Raw genomic sequence first — 21,379 nt, 5'->3', positions numbered from 1 at the left:
GCACGCTGTTGGGTATCTGAAGGTACGGCCGTCATGGTCGTCCTTCGGTTGCCGGCCCCAGTGAACTCGCCCGGTAAGGGTGGGGTGATGGGTGGCTGGTCGTTGTTTGAGAACTGCACAGTGGACGCGAGCATCTGTGGCCAAGTTTTTAAGGGCGCACGGTGGATGCCTTGGCACCAGGAACCGATGAAGGACGTGGGAGGCCACGATAGGCCCCGGGGAGCTGTCAACCAAGCTTTGATCCGGGGGTGTCCGAATGGGGAAACCCGGCAGTCGTCATGGGCTGTCACCCGCTGCTGAACACATAGGCAGTGTGGAGGGAACGAGGGGAAGTGAAACATCTCAGTACCCTCAGGAAGAGAAAACAACCGTGATTCCGGGAGTAGTGGCGAGCGAAACTGGATCAGGCCAAACCGTATGCGTGTGATACCCGGCAGGGGTTGCGCATGCGGGGTTGTGGGATCTCTTTTTCACGGTCTGCCGGCTGTGAGACGAGTCAGAAACCGTTGATGTAGGCGAAGGACATGCGAAAGGTCCGGCGTAGAGGGTAAGACCCCCGTAGCTGAAACATTAACGGCTCGTTTAAGAGACACCCAAGTAGCACGGGGCCCGAGAAATCCCGTGTGAATCTGGCGGGACCACCCGTTAAGCCTAAATATTCCCTGGTGACCGATAGCGGATAGTACCGTGAGGGAATGGTGAAAAGTACCGCGGGAGCGGAGTGAAATAGTACCTGAAACCGTGTGCCTACAAGCCGTGGGAGCGTCGCTGTATGTGCTTGCACATGCAGTCGTGACTGCGTGCCTTTTGAAGAATGAGCCTGCGAGTTTGCGGTGTGTTGCGAGGTTAACCCGTGTGGGGAAGCCGTAGCGAAAGCGAGTCCGAATAGGGCGATTTAGTAGCGCGCTCAAGACCCGAAGCGGAGTGATCTAGCCATGGGCAGGTTGAAGCGGAGGTAAGACTTCGTGGAGGACCGAACCCACCAGGGTTGAAAACCTGGGGGATGACCTGTGGTTAGGGGTGAAAGGCCAATCAAACTCCGTGATAGCTGGTTCTCCCCGAAATGCATTTAGGTGCAGCGTCGTGTGTTTCTTGCCGGAGGTAGAGCACTGGATAGGCGATGGGCCCTACCGGGTTACTGACCTTAGCCAAACTCCGAATGCCGGTAAGTGAGAGCACGGCAGTGAGACTGTGGGGGATAAGCTCCATGGTCGAGAGGGAAACAGCCCAGAGCATCGACTAAGGCCCCTAAGCGTACGCTAAGTGGGAAAGGATGTGGAGTCGCAGAGACAACCAGGAGGTTGGCTTAGAAGCAGCCACCCTTGAAAGAGTGCGTAATAGCTCACTGGTCAAGTGATTCCGCGCCGACAATGTAGCGGGGCTCAAGCGTACCGCCGAAGTCGTGTCATTCCAGCACATACCCCCAACGGGGGCTGGGATGGGTAGGGGAGCGTCGTGTGCCGGGTGAAGCAGCCGCGGAAGCGAGTTGTGGACGGTTCACGAGTGAGAATGCAGGCATGAGTAGCGATACACACGTGAGAAACGTGTGCGCCGATTGACTAAGGGTTCCTGGGTCAAGCTGATCTGCCCAGGGTAAGTCGGGACCTAAGGCGAGGCCGACAGGCGTAGTCGATGGACAACCGGTTGATATTCCGGTACCCGCTTTGAAACGCCCAATACTGAATCAGGCGATGCTAAGTCCGTGAAGCCGGCCCGATCTCTTCGGAGTTGAGGGTAGTGGTGGAGCCGACGAACCAGACTTGTACTAGGTAAGCGATGGGGTGACGCAGGAAGGTAGTCCAACCCGGGCGGTGGTAGTTCCCGGGGTAAGGGTGTAGGCCGTGTGGTAGGTAAATCCGTCACACATTGAGGCTGAGACCTGATGCCGAGCCGATTGTGGTGAAGTGGATGATCCTATGCTGTCGAGAAAAGCCTCTAGCGAGTTTCATGGCGGCCCGTACCCTAAACCGACTCAGGTGGTCAGGTAGAGAATACCGAGGCGTTCGGGTGAACTATGGTTAAGGAACTCGGCAAAATGCCCCCGTAACTTCGGGAGAAGGGGGGCCATCACTGGTGATCGGATTTACTCCGTGAGCTGGGGGTGGCCGCAGAGATTAGCGAGAAGCGACTGTTTACTAAAAACACAGGTCCGTGCGAAGCCGTAAGGCGATGTATACGGACTGACGCCTGCCCGGTGCTGGAACGTTAAGGGGACCGGTTAGCTGACTTTCGGGTCGGCGAAGCTGAGAACTTAAGCGCCAGTAAACGGCGGTGGTAACTATAACCATCCTAAGGTAGCGAAATTCCTTGTCGGGTAAGTTCCGACCTGCACGAATGGCGTAACGACTTCTCGACTGTCTCAACCATAGGCCCGGTGAAATTGCACTACGAGTAAAGATGCTCGTTTCGCGCAGCAGGACGGAAAGACCCCGGGACCTTTACTATAGTTTGATATTGGTGTTCGGTTCGGCTTGTGTAGGATAGGTGGGAGACTTTGAAGCGGCCACGCCAGTGGTTGTGGAGTCGTCGTTGAAATACCACTCTGGTCGTGCTGGATGTCTAACCTGGGTCCGTGATCCGGATCAGGGACAGTGTCTGATGGGTAGTTTAACTGGGGCGGTTGCCTCCTAAAGAGTAACGGAGGCGCCCAAAGGTTCCCTCAGCCTGGTTGGCAATCAGGTGTTGAGTGTAAGTGCACAAGGGAGCTTGACTGTGAGACCGACGGGTCGAGCAGGGACGAAAGTCGGGACTAGTGATCCGGCAGTGGCTTGTGGAAGCGCTGTCGCTCAACGGATAAAAGGTACCCCGGGGATAACAGGCTGATCTTCCCCAAGAGTCCATATCGACGGGATGGTTTGGCACCTCGATGTCGGCTCGTCGCATCCTGGGGCTGGAGTCGGTCCCAAGGGTTGGGCTGTTCGCCCATTAAAGCGGTACGCGAGCTGGGTTTAGAACGTCGTGAGACAGTTCGGTCCCTATCCGCTGTGCGCGTAGGAATATTGAGAAGGGCTGTCCCTAGTACGAGAGGACCGGGACGGACGAACCTCTGGTGTGCCAGTTGTCCTGCCAAGGGCATGGCTGGTTGGCTACGTTCGGAAAGGATAACCGCTGAAAGCATCTAAGCGGGAAGCCTGCTTCGAGATGAGTATTCCCACCCTCTTGAAGGGTTAAGGCTCCCAGTAGACGACTGGGTTGATAGGCCAGATGTGGAAGCCCGGTAACGGGTGGAGCTGACTGGTACTAATAGGCCGAGGGCTTGTCCTCAGTTGCTCGCGTCCACTGTGTTAGTTCTGAAATAACGAACGGCCGTGTTGTGTTCCGGTGTTGGTTAATTTCATAGTGTTTCGGTGGTCATTGCGTTAGGGAAACGCCCGGTTACATTCCGAACCCGGAAGCTAAGCCTTTCAGCGCCGATGGTACTGCAGGGGGGACCCTGTGGGAGAGTAGGACGCCGCCGAACTCCTTTTAAAATGGTTAAGCCCCGTGCCCTTGTGGCACGGGGCTTTTCTGCGTTCCCGACCAGAACCGGTCCCGATCGGAAAGCCCGAACGGGCCGTCAGGACGGGCCGACCAGGTGTGTTTCATACGCCAGGACGACTGCCTGCACACGATCCCGGGCCTTGGTCTTCGCGAGGATGCGGGAGACGTACGTCTTCACAGTCGATTCGGCGAGATGGAATCCCTCGGAGATCTCGGAGTTGCGCCGGCCCTGGCCGATGATGGTGAGGATTTCCCGCTCCCGGTCCGTGAGGCGCGTGATACGGGGGTCCGATGAGGCAGGTCCGCCACCGCGTCGCCGCCGGCAACCGCCCGTACACCGGAGAGCAGCTCCTCCGACAAGGCGTCCTTGATCAGGAAGTCGCTCGCGAGCGGGCGGGCGCGGGGCGTCGGACCGGGGCGGGAGGTGGCGGTGCGCGTAGTACCGGGTACGACGCCGGGGTCGCGACGGGAACTCGTTTGCACGGCTGTCGGCGGCAGGTGAGGATCGGCGCATGGACTACGTGATACGGCCTGTGCGTGCCGATGAATGGCAGTCGGCGAAGGTGCTCAGGCTGGCCGCGCTGCAGGATCCGGTGGCGCCGGTGGCGTTCTTGGAGACGTACGAGCAGGCCGTGGAGCGGCCCGACGCGTTCTGGCAGGAGCGGACGGCCGGTTCTTCGGAGACCGGCGGCGGTGAGGCGCGGCAGTTCATCGCCGAGGCACCGGACGGGAGCTGGGCGGGTTCGTTGACCGTGCTGGTCGAACGGCCCGGCGCGGAGGTGCGGTTCGGTGCGGGGGCCGATATCCACCAGGCACACGTGGTGGGGGTGTTCGTGCGCCCCGAGGCCCGGGGCGGAGGCGTCGCCGGGGAACTGTTTCGGGCCGGCATGGACTGGGCGTGGTCGCTGGGCGAGCCGCTGATCGAACGCGTACGGCTGCACGTGCACGAGAACAACCCGAGGGCCTCGGCGTTCTACCGCCGGATCGGGTTCGTGCCGACCGGGGAGACGGTGCCGATGCAGGGCGACCCGGCGACACTTGAACTGGAGTACGCGGTGGCCCGGCCGTAACGGGCCGCGGGGGAGCGGGCTGGGGTTCTTGGTCCGGGGGGTGGTGGCGTGCTCGGTCAGGGGGCGCTCGGCGTCTGGAGTTGCTGGGTCCAGCGGGCGCGGGCCTGTTCGGGGGAGCGAAGCAGGGCGACGGTGGGCAGGCCCAGCTTCTTGCCGGTCGCCAGCAGCTCGGGCAGCCGGGGCAGCGGTGCGACGGCTGCGACGTCGTCGAGGACGAGCGTCATTGGTGGGTCGAGCCGACCGTCGGATGACCGTGCGGCCATGCGGCGGCCGTGCTCGACCACGTCTGAGGCGAGCGCCGTGAGCAGGGGCATGGCTCCGGGGCCCGATCGGGGATTCTCGATGGGTTCACCCACCACATAAAGAGTGCCCCCCTCGTCCGCAAAAGAATCCAGCGCGAGTGCATCGGCCCGGTTCGGGGTGCAGGCGTCGCGGATGTGGACCGAGGAGAGCGCGCCGAGGGCCCGGACGGTCAGTTCCTGGGCCATCTCGCGGCGTTCGGGGTGAGCGGTGAGCGCGGACTCCAGAAGTCCGGCGAGTCCGGACGCGGCCTTGGGGTGGGTACGGAGCAGCCGCACCGGTTCGTGGCCGGTGCCGCCCAGGGCCCAGCGGTGGACCTGGCGGAAGGGGCGGCCGTCGATGGCCGCGGCGTGCAGCCAGCACTGGAGGAGCGTCTCGGCGGTGTCGGCCGTCGCCGCGTCGATGCGGGCCTGCGGGCGGACCGGGGCGAGGAGGGCGGCGGCGCGGGCGGCGGCCTGGTCGGGCTGTTCGCAGCCGGTGGTGGGGGCCCAGTGGAGCCTGGCCGGGGTGTCGCAGAGGTGGCCGGGGTCGTAGATGAGGACGGGGCCCAGCTTGGCGCGGGCGTCCTTGGTCTCCGCCCAGACGGTGGGGTCGGAGGTGACGACCAGCACGGGGCCGTCGGCTTCGCTGATGGCCTGGACGACGGTGGGCCGGCGGGTGGCGGCGGGGCCGTAGACGACGAGGGGTGCGCGGGGCGAGGGAACGGTGAGCGGGGCGGCGGTCGCCAGCAGCTCGGTGGTGATGCTGGTTGATGTTGGTGTTGATGCGGTAGTGGGGGTGGGGGTGGGGACGGGGGTGGCGATGGTTGTGGTGGCCTGGGGTGTGCTCCGGGGGTGCTGCTCTGGTTCGGGGAGGTGTTCTGCGGGTGCGGGGCCGCGTCCGGGTTCGGTTTCGGCTGTGGGGGGCGAGGGCTGGTGGCCGTACTCCTGCTGCTTTTCCAGGCCGGGGAGCTGCCGGGTGGCTGCCTGTTCCGGCTGGCCTTCCCTCAGCTGGTGCAGCATTTCGCGCCGTTGGTCGCGCTGCCTGGACCGTACGCCGCGCCAGCGTGCGACCACACCCATCACGAAGATGCTCAGCACCACCAGCACCAGCAGTTCGCCGATGAACAGCCCCCAGAACAGCCCGTATCCGGAGAGCGCGCCGGCCGGTGTGGTCGGCCAGGCGGCCGGCAGGTCGTGCGGGGCCTCCACCAGGCGCCGCATGGCCAGCGGGGTCTCGGCGAGGGTGACGCCGTGCGGCCAGGCGCCGTGCGCGAGGAGCCCGGACAGACCGGTGGCCGTCCAGGCCAGCAGCGTCAGCCCGAGCAGGAAGGCCAGCAGGCCGATCAGCAGCCCGTCGGAGATGCCGCCGTTCCCGTCCTCGCTGCCGCCGGAACGTGCCGCGCCGCGCCGTGCCATGTCATGCCACCGTTGACTCGGACGACTCGTTGAGCCGCTGTTGGTTCTCGATCCGGGCCGCGCGCTGCTCCGCCTCCAGTTCGGCGGCGCGTACGTCTTCCGGGAGCAGGTCGATCGCGGAGGACTCGGTCATGGCACGGTCGGTGAAGACGAGGGGGCGTTCGGCCTCGGTGATCAGGTGTTTGACGACCTGTACGTTCCCGTTGACGTCCCAGACGGCGATGCCCGGGGTGAGCGTGGGGATGATCTCGACCGCCCATCGGGGCAGCCCGAGCACCCGGCCGGTCGCTCTGGCCTCGTCGGCTTTCTGGGCGTAGATCGTGCGGGTCGATGCCATCTTGAGGATGGCCGCCGCCTCCCGCGCCGCGGCTCCGTCGACGACGTCACTGAGGTGGTGGACGACGGCGACGAAGGACAGGCCGAGCCGCCGGCCGAACTTCAGCAGGCGTTGGAAGAGCTGCGCCACGAAGGGCGAGTTGATGATGTGCCAGGCCTCCTCCACCAGGAAGATGCGTTTCTTCCGGTCGGGCCTGATCCAGGTGTGCTCCAGCCACACACCGACGATCGCCATCAGGATCGGCATGGCGATCGAGTTGCGGTCGATGTGGGAGAGGTCGAAGACGATCAGTGGGGCGTCCAGGTCGATGTCGGCCGAGGTCGGCCCGTCGAACATGCCGCGCAGGTCGCCGTCGACGAGCCGGTCCAGGACGAGGGCGACGTCCAGGCCCCAGGCCCGTACGTCGTCTATGTCGACGTTCATCGCCTCGGCCGACTCGGGTTCCGGGTGGCGCAGCTGGTCGACGATGTCCATCAGAACGGGCTGACGGTTGGTCTTCGTCTCGTTCACGAAGGCGTGCGCGACCTTGAGCGCGAAGCCGGACCGCTCGTCGAGGCCGTGGCCCATGGCGACTTCGATGATCGTGCGGAGCAGGGCGAGCTGCCCGGTCGTGGTGATCGCGGGGTCGAGCGGGTTGAGCCGGATGCCGCCGTTGAGCGCGGAGGTGGGGTCGAGGCGGATGGGGGTCAGGCCCAGTTCCTGGGCGATGAGGTTCCATTCACCGACGCCGTCCTCGCCCTGGGCGTCCAGGACGACGACCTGGCGGTCGCGGAAGCGGAGCTGGCGGAGCACGTACGTCTTCTCCAGCGCGGACTTGCCGTTGCCGGACTCGCCGAGCACCAGCCAGTGCGGGGCAGGGAGCTGCTGCCCGTACAGCTGGAAGGGGTCGTAGATGTAGCCCTTGCCGGAGTACACCTCGCGGCCGATGATCACGCCGGAGTCACCGAGGCCGGGGGCGGCGGTGGGCAGGTAGACCGCCTGTGCCTGTCCGGTGGAGGTGCGGACGGGCAGTCGGGTCGTCTCCACCTTCCCGAAGAGGAAGGCGGTAAAGGCGTCCGACAACGCGGACAGCGGATCTCGCATGGCGTGACCGACCTCCCTTTCGTCTCTCTCGGTGCTCTCTCGGTGTTCTGGGGTGCTGTCTCGGGTGCCCTCGGGCGGGTGGTGTTCTCGGGCGGGTGGGGCTATCGGCGGATGCCGGTGGCGAACGGCAGAGTGTTCACGAACGCGCGGTGGTGCTCGCGGTCGCACCACTCCAGCTTCAGGTACGACTTGCCGGCCGAGGCCCTGATCGTCCGCTTGTCGCGGGCGAGGGACTCGGGCGAACGGGACGACACGGTGATGTACCCCACCAGGTTCACCCCGGCCGCGCCGCTCGCGAGATCTTCACCCCGCTGGTCGAGCCGTCCGTGGGCGGCGATGTCGCGGGGGTCGACGGTGCGGTTCATCTTGGCCTGGCGGCTCGCCTCGGCCTCGTCGTTGGTCTTCTCGGTGAGCATCCGCTCGATGGCGATCTCGGTGGGTTCGAGGTCCATGCAGACCGCGACCGTACGGATCACATCGGGCGTGTGGACGAGGAGCGGGGCCAGGAAGTTGACGCCGACGGGTGTCATCGGCCACTCCTTCACCCAGGCCGTGGAGTGGCACCAGGGCGCGCGGGTCGACGACTCGCGGGTCTTGGCCTGGAGGAACGTCGGCTCGACCGCGTCCAGTTCGGCGGGCCAGGCGTTGCGCTTCGTCATGGCCTGGATGTGGTCGATGGGGTGGTCGGGGTCGTACATCGAGTGGACGAGCGAGGCGAGGCGGCTCTGGCCGAGCGGCTGCCGTACCCGGATGTCGGCCTCGGCGAGGCGGGCGCAGATGTCGGTGAGCTCGCGGGCCATGACGACGGCGAGGCCGGCGTCCCGGTCGAGCTTGCGGCCGCCGTGCGGGCGGGCGGCGCGGGCCATGGCGTTGGCCTCGGCGGCGAGCTCGCGGTCGAACTCCATGCAGGCGACGAGGTAGGCGCGGTGCTGCTCGCTGGAAGTCGAGACCATGGACTGGAGCTGGTCGTAGGACTCCTGCAGCCAGCCCGGGGAGGCCTTGTCGCCGCGCTGGGCGACGTCCTTGGCGTGGGCGTCGGGGTCGGCGGGCAGGGTGCGGGCCAGCATCTGGATGCGGGTCACGAAGCCGTCGCCGTTGGCGACGTGCTTGAGCAGGGTGCCGAACCGGTCGACGAGCGCTTCCTGGTCCTCGCTGTCGCGCAGCCCGACGCCGGGCCCCTCGATCTCGATCGCGGCGGTGACGGTGCGGCGGTCGGCGTGCAGCAGGACGGCGATCTCGTCGGGCCCGAAGGGTGCGGCCAGCCAGTTGATCCGGCCGATGCCGGGGGGTGGCCCGATCTCGACCTCGCGCCCGTCTGCGCTGGTGCCCGCCTCCATGGCGGCGGACTGGTAGGTGGCGCCGCGGCGCAGGGAGCGCTTGTAGCTGCGGTTGATCTCGAACCATTTGTAGAAGGTCCGGTGCTTGTACGGCACGTAGACGATCGCCAGGGCCAGCATCGGGAAGCCGGTGAGCAGCAGGATCCGCATGGACAGCACGGGTACGAGCAGCCCGCTCATCATGCCGAGGAACGCCCCGCCGATGATCAGGGCGATCTCGCCGGTCTCGCGGTTCTTGCCGACCATGGCGTTGGGCCTGGCCCGGCCGATGAGGTACGTACGGCGGGGCGCGATCGGATGGGACTGCGTGCTCAACGCCCGCCACCTCCTGTGCTGCTGCTACCTGAACTGCCTGACCCGCGGCGCGGGCCGCGGCTGCTGTGCGGGGTACCGGAGGTGGGACCCGACCCGCTGCGGGGCGGAGGTGCGGCGGAGGGGACAGATCCGCCGCCGACCCCGCTCCCGGAGTTGCGGGAGCTGTGGGCGGCGACTCCGCCGCTGACCGGATTGGCGGGGCGTCCGCCGCCGCTGTTGTTGTTGCCGCCGTCCGGGCCGCCACCGCGGCTGCTGTGGGTCTTGATGCCCTGCGAGACGAGTGCGGCGGGCGAGCTGATCATCGCGGCGGCCTGGGAGCCGTCGGTGGCCTGCTTGCGGTTGGTGCGGGCGCCCTGGATCTCGTCGCCGAAGCCGGGGACGAAGCGGTAGATCATGCCGGAGGCGAAGATCGCGAGCAGGATGATGGCCAGCCCGGACACGACGGCGGAGAACGCGTTCGGCCCGTCGTCCGACGACAGCGCGCCGGCCAGGCCGAGCACGATGACGATGACCGGTTTCACCATGATCACCGCGATCATGATGCCTGCCCAGCGGCGTACGTGCCCCCACATGTTCTTGTCGACGAGCCCCGCGTACACGGCGGTTCCGAGGAGGGCGCCGACGTAGAGCAGGGCGGCCCGGATCACGAGTTCCAGCCAGAGGATGCCTGCGGCCAGGATCGACACCAGCGAGACGACGATCAGCATGATCGGCCCGCCGCCAATATCGGAGTCCTTCTTGAGCGCGTCCGCGAACGACCCGAAGAAGACGTCCGTCTGCCCGCCGGAGGACGAGGCGATGACCTCGGTGACCGCGTCGGTGGCCGAGACGATCGTGTACAGGATCAGCGGCGTGAACGCGGACGCGAGGACCGTCAGCCACAGGAACCCGATGGCCTCGGAGATGGCTGTGGTGAGCGGCACCCCGCGGATGGCGCGCTTGGCGACGGCCAGCAGCCACAGGACGAGCGTGAGCACGGTGGAGGCCGCGAAGACGATCGCGTACTGCTGGAGGAACCGGGTGTTCGTGAAGTCGACGTTGGCGGTGCTCTTGACGGCGTCGCTGAGCTTTCCGACGATCCAGGCGGCGGCGTCGGCGCAGCCGCGGCCCAGTGAGGTGAGGGGGTCCAGGGCGGGGTCGGTGCTCTTGGGGGCGTTGGATTTGGAGGTGCCTGCGCCGCCTTCGCAGTAGTCCTTGGCGGGGCCACGGATCAGATCACAGGCATTGCTGCCCTTGCTGGGTGTTGGGCTCGGTGAGGGCGCCGCGAATGCACGAGTGGTCAGCAGGACGAGAGAGACCTGAACAGTGCCCACAAGGGCTGACAACGAGAGGACACGACTCTGTCGTTTACCGGGCATACGTGAACCCTCCGAACTGTTCCACTGCATCGGCCATCTCTCCGGCAGGGGAGGCAGCCTGGTCACGGCCGACCGGAGCCGGGCCGTCCTTCTGCGTGAAGTCGGTTACCTTCCAGTCTCCGTTGATCCAGGTGAGGGCGAAGGTGTTGGTGAACCAGCTCTCGGAGACCGGGTTCTTCGACCCTTCACCGGCCAGGCCGAACAACGCTGAGTACCAGACAGAGACGCTCGCCGTATCGCCGTTGAACTTCTCCACCTTGGTTCCGACTGGATTAGAACGTGAGATGAAGGTCTGGCCGGCAGGGGCGGTGCCGTCGGTGTTCAGGCCGATGTTCGCCAGGAAAGCCTCACCGGAGTAGACCTTGTCGAGGGCATCCTGGCGGGCGGAAGCCACTGCTGGTGCGTATACAGCCGTGGCGATCGCGCGGCGGCGGTTTTTGTCGAACATGTCCGCGGAACCAAGCGCCACGGAATAGTTCGCCGCCGCGCTCTGCGCCCCCTGCTCGTCATGTGCGAACCCCGAGGGAATCGAGCCGTTCTTCCCCGCCACCGGCTTCGTCCCCGTGGCTGCGGTCGGTGCCGAGCCGGCTTTCTTGCCGCCGCTTCCCGGCGTGCCGTTGCCGCCGCCGTCGTCACCGCCGCCTCCGCCCATGTTCGCGAAGGCGATAGCGGCCAGCAGCAGGACCACCACGCCGAGCACGGTGAAGAGCGAGCGGGAGTTGCGGGCCGGGCGGCGGGGGCCGTAGCCGTCGCCGCCCTGGCCGTCGGGGAGGCGGGTGCGGGTCTGGCGCGTGCCGCCGAGGGTGCTGTAGCCGTCGTTCGAACGGCCGGAGTCGTTGCCGTAGCCGTCCTCGTCGCCGGGACTCATGCCGCGTACGCCCCCTCAACCGTTGCCTGAACCGCGTCGTAGTACGACGGTAGCCGTGCTGGTTTCCGCGCGGGCGCGGTGTGGTGACTCGACATCAGGGAGACGCAACCTCTGCCGGTGGGCACGACGGACGGATGGTGGGGGCGGGGCTGGAGTGCCCCCGGACGCGGGCTGACGGCTGGTTAGACGGCCATCCCGTAGACGATGGTGAACAAGGTTCCCAGCGATCCGATGATGAACACACCGGTGAGACCGGCGACGATCAGCCCCTTGCCCTGCTCCGCGCTGAAGGTGTCGCGCAGAGCCGTCGCGCCGATCCGCTGTTTCGCCGCTCCCCAGATCGCGATGCCGAGGCAGAGCAGGATGGCGATCGCCATCACTACCTCGATCATTACGCGGGCCTCGTTGCCCAAGGTCCCGAACGGGCCCCAGTTCGGGGCGATTCCGCCGATGATGGTGGTGATGTCGCCCTTCTCAGCTGCCAGGATCATTTAAGTCACCGCCCTTGCTGGGTAGTTCGGTGCCCGTACCGCACGGCACGAGTCACCCTCTATCTTCGCTGATGAAACTGCGTTCGCACGACGACTTGGCGGCTCTCTTTACCCGGATCTCGCACATTTGACCGGTCTGACCGCCCTGACCTGCGGATCGAATCGGTGTGTGAGCGAATTGCACATCGTTACTCTGTGTATCACGGAGGGTGACGCCGGGCAATGATCGCCATCGCGCCACCCTGGCCGAGACTGACATCGATGCCCGCACCTCACCCGTCGGCACATGTGTGGCCAGGTGGGGGCTTATGCCGTTCAGAGGAGCGAGCGGCGGGGGCTGGGCGGACGGGGTGGTGTTGTCCAGGTCGACGGTGGCCGGAAATCGCACCAGGAGCCGTCGAAGGGAAACGATCCGGCCTCGGCGAGCCGTGCTACCGCGTCTCCCTCGGTGCGAATGGCGACTGCTTCCTCGGCGGTCCAGTACGCGGGATGACCGGTCTTCTCGGCGAAGGACTGCTCGTCCTTCCACCGCCAGGTGCGGTCCGGCGCCACGTTGAGGTCCAGTTCGTGGTCCGCGATGTCGATGTCCTCGCCGTGGTGGACCCGGCGTTCCAGATTGACGTACCAGCCGCGGAACTTCTGTCTGCGCCCGAAGAGCCACAGGACGGAGTGGGCCGCACCGGCCGGCTGGTAGAAGAGGGCGTTGCCCATCGGCCAGCGGTCGGGGACCACGGGGTAGCCCTCGGCGGGGCGTTCGTGCGGGGCGATGTCCCGTAGGTGCGTGGCGCCGCGTGGCAGGACGGTGCGCCACATCGGCGTGCCGGTCTCCATCCACACCAGTTGACCGGCGGTCGTACGTTCGACGAGGCGCACGGGTACGGACGCGCTCAGATGGCCGCCTATGAAGAAGTTCCAGCGCAGGATCTGTCCTGGCCTGTTGCCCGTGGCGTCGCCCGCGCCGTTGCCCGCCCCGGGGGCCGAGGTGGTGGCCGGGGTCTTCTCGGTTTTCGCGCTGCTGTTGCCTGCGCGGTTGATCGTGTCGACTCTCGTGCTGTTGCTCGCGACGTCCTTCTTGCCCGCTTTCATGCGATTGATCATGCCCGCGCTGAGGACTTCGGACACGTGCCCGGTCCCGCCCGGCGGTCCAGCGCCCCACTCGCTCGGCTCCAGGGCTCCCCAGCCTGCCGGGCGGCTTCGGGCAGGGCGCGATCCCGGTCGCTCGTGGCCTACTTGGACTCGATCCGCCCGAGCGGCCCGGTGCCGGCTGCCAGCGCGTCGCGCGCCGTCTGCCAGGCGGGGTCGCCGGGGTAGAGCGTGCTGCGCAGGTAGGCCCAGGTCAGCCGCTGGAGCGCCGCGACGCGTTCGGGGCTCTCGTCCGTGGTCTCGCCGACGTCGTACCCGGAGACCCCGCCGAGTCCGTGCTCCGCGCCGAACAGGGTGAGCAGGGACTTGGGGCCCGGGGAGAGGGAGTACGGATCGGCGTGCCAGCCCGGGCCCCGCACCGTCAGATGGGTGGAGGCGTCCTTGTCGCCGGCGACCACGAGCGCGGGCGTCGCCATTCCGGAGAAGTCCGTGGTCGAGAGGAAGGGCAGCCTCGTGGCCATGGTCTCGGTGAGGGCATCGCCGCCCCGGCCCGGCGCGGCGAGCAGGATGCCCGCCCTGATGCGGGGCTCGGTCAGGTTCACCTCCGTGCCGTCGTCCGGATCGGTGAGCCGGGCGCCCAGCAGCAGGCTCGCGGTGTGCCCGCCCATCGAGTGCCCGGCCACGGCGACCCTGTCCCGGTCCAGGCGCCCGAGGAGCTGCGGGACGGCGGCCTCGACCGCGTCCAGCCCGTCGAGGATGCGCGTCATGTCCTCGGCCCGTGAGCGCCAGTACAGGGGCGCCCCGGGGGTGTTGGGGGGCAGGTTCAGGGTGCTGGAGCTCAGGTGGGTGGGCTGGATCACGACGAAGCCGTGTGCCGCCCAGAAGTTGGCGAGAGGGGCGTAGCCGTTGAGGGAGGAGAGGTGGTTCGAGTGGCCCTGGCCGTGCGAGAGCAGGATGACCGGCAGCTCGCCCCCGGTCACCGGCGCGGATACCCGGATCTCCAGGTCCACGGCCCGGCCGGGGGCCGGCAGCACGACCGGGCTGACCGAGAGAACGGGGGCGGGGGTGGGGCCGGGGGCGGGGGAAGCGGAGGTGTCGGCTTCGGTACCGGCTGTGCGAGTGGGTGCGCTCATCGGGCGGGTCCTTCGAGTGGGTGAGGGGTGGACTGGCAGCCGCTCGCGGGCTCAGTGGCCTGGGCGGGTCGGACTGGTTCGGTCGCACCGAAAGCGGAGCGACGTTCCATTTAAAATACGGAACACCGTTCCGTTTTGTCAACGGTCAACAGCCGGCGGCCGACGGTCAACAGTCGGCGGCGGTCAGCGGTCAGCGGTCAGCGGTCAAGAGCCGGCGGTGGCCGAGGGCTGAGTCCGGCAGTTGTCTCTGCGGCGCGCGAATCCGGCCACCTTCAGCCATGCCGTTACGCCCTTTGAGGTGGTCGGGCCCCTGATGTCGGGGCCGCGTCGGCCGCCACGCGCGGCGATCCCGCGCGGAGTCTTGCGTGTTGAGTGATTCCGTCTGATGGTGGTGGTTCTTGTTGCCTTCCGTTCGGAGTCGCTTCATGAGCGCATACCGTCCGAGCCGTCGTTCCGTCCTTTCCACCGGAGCAGCCCTCGCGGGCTGGGCCGTCTTCTCCGCGCAGAGACAGGCCTTCGCCGCGGACGGCCCCGAGTGGGACGCGGAGCCGAGGGTGTTCCAGGTCGGCAGGGAGGCGGCGCGGGCCCGGCTCGTGCCGTACGCGAGCGGCTCCGACGCCCTGCACGGAGAGATGGAGAAGTCGCCGTACTTCCGTTCCCTGAACGGAACCTGGCGCTTCAAATGGTCCAGGAACCCCGACGCCCGACCCACCGGCTTCGAGGCGCCCGACTACGACGACGGCGGCTGGGACCGGATCCCCGTCCCGTCCAACTGGGAGATCGAGGGCTACCCCGAGCCGATCTACCTCAACATCCGCTATCCGTGGATCGGCTACGAGACGCCCGATCCGCCGGCCGTTCCGCACGACTTCAACCCGGTCGGCTCCTACCGCCGCACCTTCACCGTGCCGCGCGACTGGTCGGGCCGGCGCACGCTGATCTCGTTCCAGGGCGTGAAGTCGGCGTTCTTCCTCTGGGTCAACGGCAAGCGGGTCGGCTACAGCGAGGACAGCTACACCCCCGCCGAGTTCGACATCACCGACCATGTGCGGCCGGGTGACAACACCCTGGCCGTCGAGGTCTACCGCTGGTCCGACGGCAGTTGGCTGGAGGACCAGGACATGATCGACCTGTCCGGGATCTTCCGCGACGTCTACCTCTACGCGGTCGCGCCGGTCCATGTGCAGGACCTGTTCGTGCGGACCGCGCTGGACGACGCGTACCGCGACGCGGTCCTCACCGTCACCGCCACGGTGCGCGACCGGAGCAGCGGCGCCGCCGGCGCCGGCCGCCACCGGGTCGAGGCGGTGCTGTACGACGGGCGGGGGCGCCGGGTCGGCCGGCCGCTCACCGGCGACGTGGTCCCACAGGGCTCGGGGGACGCGGAGGTCACCCTGAAGGCGGACGTCTCCGCACCCGCCCTGTGGTCAGCCGAGGACCCGAACCTGTACACCGTGGTCGTCACGCTCACCGACGGCTCGGGGCGGGCGGTCGACGTCCAGCGGACGCGCACCGGCTTCCGCGAGGTCGAGTACGGACCGGGCAGGTTCACCGTGAACGGCAAGCCCGTCATGTTCCGAGGCACCAACCGCCACGAGTCCGACCCCGACCACGGTCAGGCGGTCCGCGAACCGCGGATGCTCCAGGACATCCGGCTGATGAAGCAGCACAACATCAACGCCGTGCGCACCTCGCACTACCCCAACAGCCCGCGCTGGCTGGAACTGTGCGACGAGTACGGCCTGTACGTCATCGACGAGACGAACCTGGAGACCCACGGCGTCCGCGACACCGTGCCGGCCTCCCTGCCGGAGTGGACCGAGGCCTGCGTCGACCGGATCCGCTCCATGGTCGAACGCGACAAGAACCACCCGAGCGTCGTGGTCTGGTCGCTGGGCAACGAGGCCGGCGGGGGCTCCAACTTCCAGGCCATGGCCGACTGGGTGCACGCCCGCGACGCCTCCCGGCCCGTGCACTACGAGGGTATGAACGAGGTCGCCGACCTGCACAGCGAGATGTACACCAAGCCGGCTGACGTGGAGGCGTACGGCAAGTCGGGCAAGCAGACCCCCTTCATGCTCTGCGAGTACGCGCACGCCATGGGCAACAGCAGCGGCAACCTCAAGGAGTACTGGGACATCTTCGAGCGCTACCCGAATCTGCACGGCGCGTTCGTGTGGGACTGGGTGGACCAGGCGATCCGCCTCCCCGTGCCGGGCGACCCGAAGCGCACCTACCTGTCGTACGGCGGCGACTGGCACGACGGCTATCCGACCGACGCCAACTTCTGCTGCAACGGTCTGGTCGCGGCCGACCGCACCCCGCACCCTGGCCTGCTGGAGCTCAAGAAGGTCTACCAGCCGGTCGCCGTCGCCGCGGCGGACCTCGCGGCCGGGACGGTCACGGTGCGCAACAAGCACCTGTTCAGCGGCCTGGACGCGTACGAGCTGCACTGGGAGGTGACCTGCGACGGGCGCAGCGTGCAGCACGGCACGCTCGCGGCGCCGAAGGTGGCGCCGGGCGGCGAGGGGACCGTGCGCATCCCCTGGCGGAAGCCGCAGAAGCCCGAGCCGGGTGCCGAGTACTGGCTGAACGTCGCCTTCGTGCTGCGGAAGGCGGCCAGTTGGGCCGATGCCGGGCACACCGTGGCCGCCGAACAGCTCGGCCTCGACTGGCACGCCCCGGCCCCCGCCGACCCCGCCCCGGACACCCTGCCCGCCCTCGGCCTCGACGAGACCGACGCCCGTGTCCGGATCAGCGGGCGCGACATGGAGGTGGTCCTGGACAAGTCCACCGGAACGCTGGCGTCGTACCGGGTGAAGGGACGGCTGCTGCTGGTCGGTGGCCCGGTGCCGAACTTCTGGCGCGGGCCCACCGACAACGACATCGGCCGCGGTGCCCAGAACTCCCTTCGGACCTGGCGGAACGCCGGTACCGACCGCGAGGTCACCTCCGTCAGGACCGGCCGGCCGTCGCCCGGGGTCGTCACCGTCGAAGTGGCGTGCACCTTGCCCACCGCCCCCACGGCCTCCACCTGGACCACCGTGTTCACCGTCCGCGGGGACGGCGAGATCCGGGTGCGGCACACCCTGGAGGCCGCCGCCGGACTGCCCGATCTCCCGATGGTGGGGGCGCTGTTGACGCTCCCGAAAGGCTTCGAGCGGATCGACTGGTACGGGCGCGGCCCGCAGGAGAACTACTGGGACCGGCACACCGGCGCGTTCGTGGGCCGATACCGCTCCACCGTCGACGAGCAGGTCGCGCCGTACGTCCGTCCCGAGCAGACCGGCAACATGACCGACGTACGCCATCTGTCGGTGACGGACCGGACGGGTACCGGACTTCTCGTGCGGGCCGATCCCGACGAGGACGGCCCGATGCTGGAGACGAGCGTCCTGCACCATTCGCCGTTCGACCTGGACGGTCCGAAGCACCCGTACGAGGTGAAGCGGCGCGACGAGACGATCCTGGGCGTCAACCACCGGCAGATGGGGGTCGGCGGCAATGACTCCTGGGGCGCCCCGCCGCTCGCGGCGTACCTGCTGCACGCCGGGCGCACGTACACCTACGCGTACCGGCTGCGGTCCGCGTAACCGAACCACCGGATACCGACCCGGAGCCGGGGGCGCCTGACCCTGGCTCCGGGTCGGTGACAGGCCCCCGGCGGCCGGCCCGAGGCCCGTTCCCGGCACGGCTCCGAGGCCCGGATCGGCGTGCGGACCGGCTACTACGGGACGGCCCTCAGGCTATTGCTCCGCCCGTGCCGGCCGCTCCGCCTATGTAATCGGTCAAGCCCGCCCCGTCGTAGACGGTGAGGTCCACGTACGCGCCCTCGGGAATGTCGAAGTTCCAGACGCCGTAATCCACCACGGCCGACGTACCCGGAGCCGCATGCGTACCGAGGCTGTGCGTAATTCCCTTGTACGAGTACTGGATGTGCACGTAAACGGTGTCGCCGTCGTTCTTGGTGTCGTAGACGTAGAGCTTTTCGTCGTACGGGTGGAACTCGACCTTGCCGATGAACCGGCCGCCGGCGGACAGCTCCATCTTGACGGCGAAACCGCCGGGATCGCGCTGGAAGTACGTGCCGTCGAACGGGTCACTGAGCGTGCCGCCGCTGCACGGGCAGCTTCCCGTGTCGCGGTAGTACGTCTTGACCGTCGGGTTCGGGCTGTAGGCCTGGACCGGTGATGCCGTGCCGGCCAACGCCCCCGCCAGCATCGCCGTTCCGGTGACCAGTCCCGCAATGCGTTGTCTTTTCCTCATCTCGCTTCATCCCCCCGTTCGGACACGTGCCGTTCGGCACGCGGTGTCCAACCCTTGTCACTGTGGCAGAGACGCCGAAGGCGGCATAGCCCTCGAATGGGTATAAGGATTGCGTGAGTTGAGGAAGAGGAACTTCCGAGTCGGGATGGTCGGGATAGTAGGGGTAGCCGAGATGGGTCGTATGGGGAGCAGCGCGAAGGCGCAGCGTGGTGCCGCTTGGGTCGGTTCGATTCGTTTATTCGGGTCGGCACGCATCGCTATCGGTTGAGCCGGGTGGAGCCGGCGAGGCATGGCCCGGTGGCGTGACTCGGCGGGTGGGCGGGCGTGCCGGTCTATGGGGCACCATGCAACCAGGCCGGCCGGCCCGGCCGGTGGCAGTGTTGCCCGTGACGGCGTTGCCCGTGACCTCGACGGCCGACCCGCGTTAGGAGAGATGTGCCCAAGACTGTCATCTCGCAAGAGACCGCCGCTTCGCCGCCGCCCGTCGAACCCGCTCCGCCGCCGTTTCTGCTGACCACGCGTCAGGGTGAGGGGGCGCGTGCGCTCCTGTCGTACGTCGCCGGACTGCCGCTCGCTTCCGCCGATGCGCAGCTCCTTGCCGTCGTCGTGGCCATCCGGGCCGCGCGGGGCGGTGTTGGCAACGTCACCGGAACCGACGTGCGCTCGCTCAAGCTGGAGGACCCGAGCCGGGCCGTGGCCGATCTGGAGGCCGTCGGATGGCAGGTGCCGGGTCCGCTGGTCGACGGGGACCAGGACGTCCCGGTGGGCATCAGGGTGCCGGACCTGAGCCGTGAGGCGGACCACCCGCTGCCGCTGGGCAAGGGCACCCGGTCGCGGGTGTCCGGATGGGTCATGCGTGCCCGGATCGCGAAGCCGGTCAGGAAGACACCGCCGGCCACCCGGCTGGCCGCCCTGTTCCTCGCGGCCCACAGCACGTCCGGGCTCGACGGGCGGATTCCCGGGGAACTGCCGGAGGCCTGCCGCGCCGCCGTGCCCGAGCTCGCCGTCAAGGGGTTCCTCGCGGACCTCTCCGGCGACGCGTACCGGCTGGCCCCGGTGGTGCGCCACCTCGCGGGCAGGTTCCGTACGCCCGAAGAGATCGCGGAGGAGGCGCGCGCGGAGGCGAACCGTCCGCCCGCCGTCCCCGAGCCGGAGCAGATCACCCCGGCCGCGTGGGACGCGTGGAAGTCCGGCACCACTCCGGCTCTGCGGCGGCACGTGGAGGCGGTCGAGCACTGCCCGCTGTGCCGGTTCTCCACGGGGCGGGTGGCCAAGGCGTTCATGTACCCCCCGGCCGACATCCCGGCCCCCCGGTCCGTGCTGACCGCCTACGACGCCTGGGAGGACGGGCATCCCGACCGCGGACCGCAGGCCGCCGGTTTCGCCGCCGCCTTCCGCGCGGAACACGGTCACGGCCCCAGCTACGGCCAGCTGTGCAAGGGCCTGGGCTGGAAGCTGTCGCGGTCGCTGCGGGGCTTCGTCGTCCACCGGATCGTCGCCGAGGACTGGCTGACCGACACCTCACCGGTGCCGTGGACCCTGCGCCCGGGGCGGGTCGCCCAGGCCAACGGCATCGCCCTGCCGGGGCAGGCGGCGCGCAGCACCCGCTGACAGCCGATCAGTGATCAGTGATCACTGATCGAGGGGGCGGGTGACGCCGTCCTGGCGCCGCGGGCGGAGAGGGTCAGCTTCGCCGCGATGAGGAGTGCGGTGAGGATGCCCGTGACGAGGACGGGCGAGGGCGCGAACGTCGCGGCGAGCACGGCTACGACCGCGACGGGATGCACGGCGTCGGCGGCGTCGAGCCGTACCGGAGTGGGGTGGTGCAGCAGCCACACGAGCGTGATGAAGATCGCGACGGGAACGGTGTAGACCGCAGCCGCCGCGTGGTCGGAGAGGTGTCCGTGGCCCGTGGCGTGGGCGACGTTGAGCGCCAGGCCGGCGCCGACGGCGGCTGCGGAGGCGAAGACGAAGTAGTGCCCGTAGCCCCAGAGGAGTGCGCCGCGCAGGGTGGTGAGCCGCTTGGGCGCGCTCTGCGCGAAGTACAGCCACCACAGGGCGAACACGGTCAGGAGCCCTCCGACGACGAGCGCGGCGAGGTCGCCGAGAGGCGCGTGGGTGTCGAGCGCGACGCGTACGGCACCGGTGGCGGCGGTGATGGACTCACCGAGGACGATCAGCGTGAACAGGCCGTACCGCTCCGCGATGTGGTGCGGGTGCCAGGTGGTGACGGCCGCCCGCTCGGCCCAGGCGGGCACGGCGATCTCCCCGACCACGAGGACCGCGAACGTCACCAGCCCGCTTCCCTCGGGCAGGGAGAGGCGGGCCACCCAGCCGATCTGCACCACGAGGATCCCCACGACGTAACGCAGACAACTGCGACGCCGTTCGGGGTCGGCGTGGGCGGCGCGCAGCCACTGGGCGACCATGGCGAGGCGCATGATGACGTAGCCCCAGGTGATGACCGTGAAGTCCTCGTGCTGCACCGCTTCGGTCGCACCGGCGGCCAGGACGAGTGCGCCGGTGATCTGTACGAGGGTGAGCAGCCGGTAGGGCACGTCGTCGGTGTCGTACGCGGAGGCGAACCACGTGAAGTTCATCCATGCCCACCAGATCGCGAAGAACACCATCGAGTAGCCGAGCACGCCGTGGCCGATGCGCCCCTCGGCCAGTTCGTGCTCGAACGCCTGCGCCGCCTGTGCGACGGCAGTGACGAAGCAGAGGTCGAAGAAGAGTTCCAGCATGGTCGCGGTGCGGTGCTGTTCATCGGCCAGGCGGGCGACCATCGGCCGGTGCCACGCGGACTCGTTGCGGACGGGTTGCGAATGGCTCATGGGCTCGCATTCTTCCTGCCGGGCGAG

Annotated in this window: 13 protein-coding genes, 2 rRNA genes and 1 pseudogene; 5 read left to right on the top strand and 11 right to left on the bottom strand. The window is 67.9% G+C overall.

All coding sequences use genetic code 11. The annotated features are described in order from the left end of the window. The first annotated feature begins 138 nt into the window (after window positions 1–138). Both EDD93_RS08975 and rrf read left to right on the top strand, forming a co-directional pair. Window positions 139–3,264, top strand: a 23S ribosomal RNA gene (locus tag EDD93_RS08975). 79 nt (window positions 3,265–3,343) lie between these two features. Continuing rightward, window positions 3,344–3,460 (top strand): 5S ribosomal RNA (gene rrf, locus EDD93_RS08970). A 96-nt stretch (window positions 3,461–3,556) separates the two neighbouring features. Here rrf and EDD93_RS08965 read toward each other — a convergent pair. Further along, a pseudogene (locus tag EDD93_RS08965) lies at window positions 3,557–3,867 on the bottom strand (response regulator transcription factor); the annotation flags it as partial. A gap of 125 nt (window positions 3,868–3,992) precedes the next feature. Between EDD93_RS08965 and EDD93_RS08960 the strand changes: the two are divergent. Then, entirely contained in the window at window positions 3,993–4,550 is a 558-nt protein-coding gene (locus tag EDD93_RS08960) for a GNAT family N-acetyltransferase (protein WP_123524655.1), read from the top strand. Between the two features lie 56 nt (window positions 4,551–4,606). Here EDD93_RS08960 and EDD93_RS08955 read toward each other — a convergent pair whose 3' ends face one another. From EDD93_RS08955 to EDD93_RS08920, 8 genes are all read right to left on the bottom strand, one after another. Beyond that, window positions 4,607–6,247 (bottom strand): type VI secretion protein, encoded by a 1,641-nt coding sequence (locus EDD93_RS08955; protein WP_123524654.1) that lies wholly within the window; start codon window positions 6,245–6,247, stop codon window positions 4,607–4,609. 1 nt (window position 6,248) lies between these two features. Next, complete coding sequence (locus EDD93_RS08950) at window positions 6,249–7,667, bottom strand: ATP-binding protein (protein WP_123524653.1); 1,419 nt, start codon at window positions 7,665–7,667, stop codon at window positions 6,249–6,251. 101 nt (window positions 7,668–7,768) lie between these two features. Continuing rightward, window positions 7,769–9,319: an SCO6880 family protein gene (locus tag EDD93_RS08945; protein ID WP_123524652.1), complete on the bottom strand. Its 1,551-nt coding sequence runs from the start codon at window positions 9,317–9,319 to the stop codon at window positions 7,769–7,771. Continuing rightward, window positions 9,316–10,677 (bottom strand): hypothetical protein, encoded by a 1,362-nt coding sequence (locus tag EDD93_RS08940; protein WP_185092253.1) that lies wholly within the window; start codon window positions 10,675–10,677, stop codon window positions 9,316–9,318. Before EDD93_RS08940 ends, EDD93_RS08945 begins: the two co-directional genes overlap by 4 nt. Further along, the gene (locus tag EDD93_RS08935; protein ID WP_123524651.1) at window positions 10,667–11,545 is read right to left on the bottom strand and encodes a hypothetical protein; all 879 of its coding nucleotides are present in this window, start codon (window positions 11,543–11,545) and stop codon (window positions 10,667–10,669) included. Before EDD93_RS08935 ends, EDD93_RS08940 begins: the two co-directional genes overlap by 11 nt. A gap of 182 nt (window positions 11,546–11,727) precedes the next feature. After that, window positions 11,728–12,036 (bottom strand): hypothetical protein, encoded by a 309-nt coding sequence (locus tag EDD93_RS08930; RefSeq protein ID WP_024493027.1) that lies wholly within the window; start codon window positions 12,034–12,036, stop codon window positions 11,728–11,730. Window positions 12,037–12,351: 315 nt separating this feature from the next. Next, window positions 12,352–13,122 (bottom strand): DUF402 domain-containing protein, encoded by a 771-nt coding sequence (locus tag EDD93_RS08925; protein WP_123524650.1) that lies wholly within the window; start codon window positions 13,120–13,122, stop codon window positions 12,352–12,354. A 140-nt stretch (window positions 13,123–13,262) separates the two neighbouring features. Continuing rightward, complete coding sequence (locus EDD93_RS08920) at window positions 13,263–14,252, bottom strand: alpha/beta fold hydrolase (RefSeq protein WP_123524649.1); 990 nt, start codon at window positions 14,250–14,252, stop codon at window positions 13,263–13,265. A gap of 425 nt (window positions 14,253–14,677) precedes the next feature. On the opposite strand from EDD93_RS08920, the gene EDD93_RS08915 reads away from it, so the two are divergent. Continuing rightward, a complete protein-coding gene (locus tag EDD93_RS08915; protein WP_123524648.1) occupies window positions 14,678–17,845 on the top strand; it encodes a glycoside hydrolase family 2 TIM barrel-domain containing protein in 3,168 nt (1,055 codons plus the stop codon). A 148-nt stretch (window positions 17,846–17,993) separates the two neighbouring features. Here EDD93_RS08915 and EDD93_RS08910 read toward each other — a convergent pair whose 3' ends face one another. Beyond that, window positions 17,994–18,518: a hypothetical protein gene (locus tag EDD93_RS08910; RefSeq protein ID WP_123524647.1), complete on the bottom strand. Its 525-nt coding sequence runs from the start codon at window positions 18,516–18,518 to the stop codon at window positions 17,994–17,996. A 435-nt stretch (window positions 18,519–18,953) separates the two neighbouring features. Here EDD93_RS08910 and EDD93_RS08905 point away from each other — a divergent pair, with 435 nt between their 5' ends. Beyond that, window positions 18,954–20,129: a hypothetical protein gene (locus EDD93_RS08905; RefSeq protein WP_260255671.1), complete on the top strand. Its 1,176-nt coding sequence runs from the start codon at window positions 18,954–18,956 to the stop codon at window positions 20,127–20,129. Window positions 20,130–20,143: 14 nt separating this feature from the next. On the opposite strand, the gene EDD93_RS08900 is transcribed toward EDD93_RS08905, so the two are convergent. Beyond that, window positions 20,144–21,352 carry a low temperature requirement protein A gene (locus EDD93_RS08900; protein WP_123524646.1) on the bottom strand — a complete coding sequence of 403 codons (1,209 nt, stop codon included), beginning with the start codon at window positions 21,350–21,352 and terminating at the stop codon, window positions 20,144–20,146. Window positions 21,353–21,379: the final 27 nt, after the last annotated feature.

Origin of the sequence: Streptomyces sp. 840.1, from assembly GCF_003751445.1 — a bacterium.
Classification (GTDB): Bacteria; Actinomycetota; Actinomycetes; order Streptomycetales; family Streptomycetaceae; genus Streptomyces.
The sequence above is the reverse complement of the archived record's forward strand: the minus strand, read 5'-3'. Positions and strand labels throughout refer to the sequence as shown.

Excerpts from the sequence above, each read along its gene's own strand:
- EDD93_RS08960 (WP_123524655.1), top strand. The coding sequence starts at position 3,993 with ATGGACTACGTGATACGGCCTGTGCGTGCCGATGAATGGCAGTCGGCG.
- EDD93_RS08955 (WP_123524654.1), bottom strand. The coding sequence starts at position 6,247 with ATGGCACGGCGCGGCGCGGCACGTTCCGGCGGCAGCGAGGACGGGAAC.
- EDD93_RS08950 (WP_123524653.1), bottom strand. The coding sequence starts at position 7,667 with ATGCGAGATCCGCTGTCCGCGTTGTCGGACGCCTTTACCGCCTTCCTC.
- EDD93_RS08940 (WP_185092253.1), bottom strand. The coding sequence starts at position 10,677 with ATGCCCGGTAAACGACAGAGTCGTGTCCTCTCGTTGTCAGCCCTTGTG.
- EDD93_RS08935 (WP_123524651.1), bottom strand. The coding sequence starts at position 11,545 with ATGAGTCCCGGCGACGAGGACGGCTACGGCAACGACTCCGGCCGTTCG.
- EDD93_RS08930 (WP_024493027.1), bottom strand. The coding sequence starts at position 12,036 with ATGATCCTGGCAGCTGAGAAGGGCGACATCACCACCATCATCGGCGGA.
- EDD93_RS08925 (WP_123524650.1), bottom strand. The coding sequence starts at position 13,122 with ATGAAAGCGGGCAAGAAGGACGTCGCGAGCAACAGCACGAGAGTCGAC.
- EDD93_RS08920 (WP_123524649.1), bottom strand. The coding sequence starts at position 14,252 with ATGAGCGCACCCACTCGCACAGCCGGTACCGAAGCCGACACCTCCGCT.
- EDD93_RS08915 (WP_123524648.1), top strand. The coding sequence starts at position 14,678 with ATGAGCGCATACCGTCCGAGCCGTCGTTCCGTCCTTTCCACCGGAGCA.
- EDD93_RS08910 (WP_123524647.1), bottom strand. The coding sequence starts at position 18,518 with ATGAGGAAAAGACAACGCATTGCGGGACTGGTCACCGGAACGGCGATG.
- EDD93_RS08900 (WP_123524646.1), bottom strand. The coding sequence starts at position 21,352 with ATGAGCCATTCGCAACCCGTCCGCAACGAGTCCGCGTGGCACCGGCCG.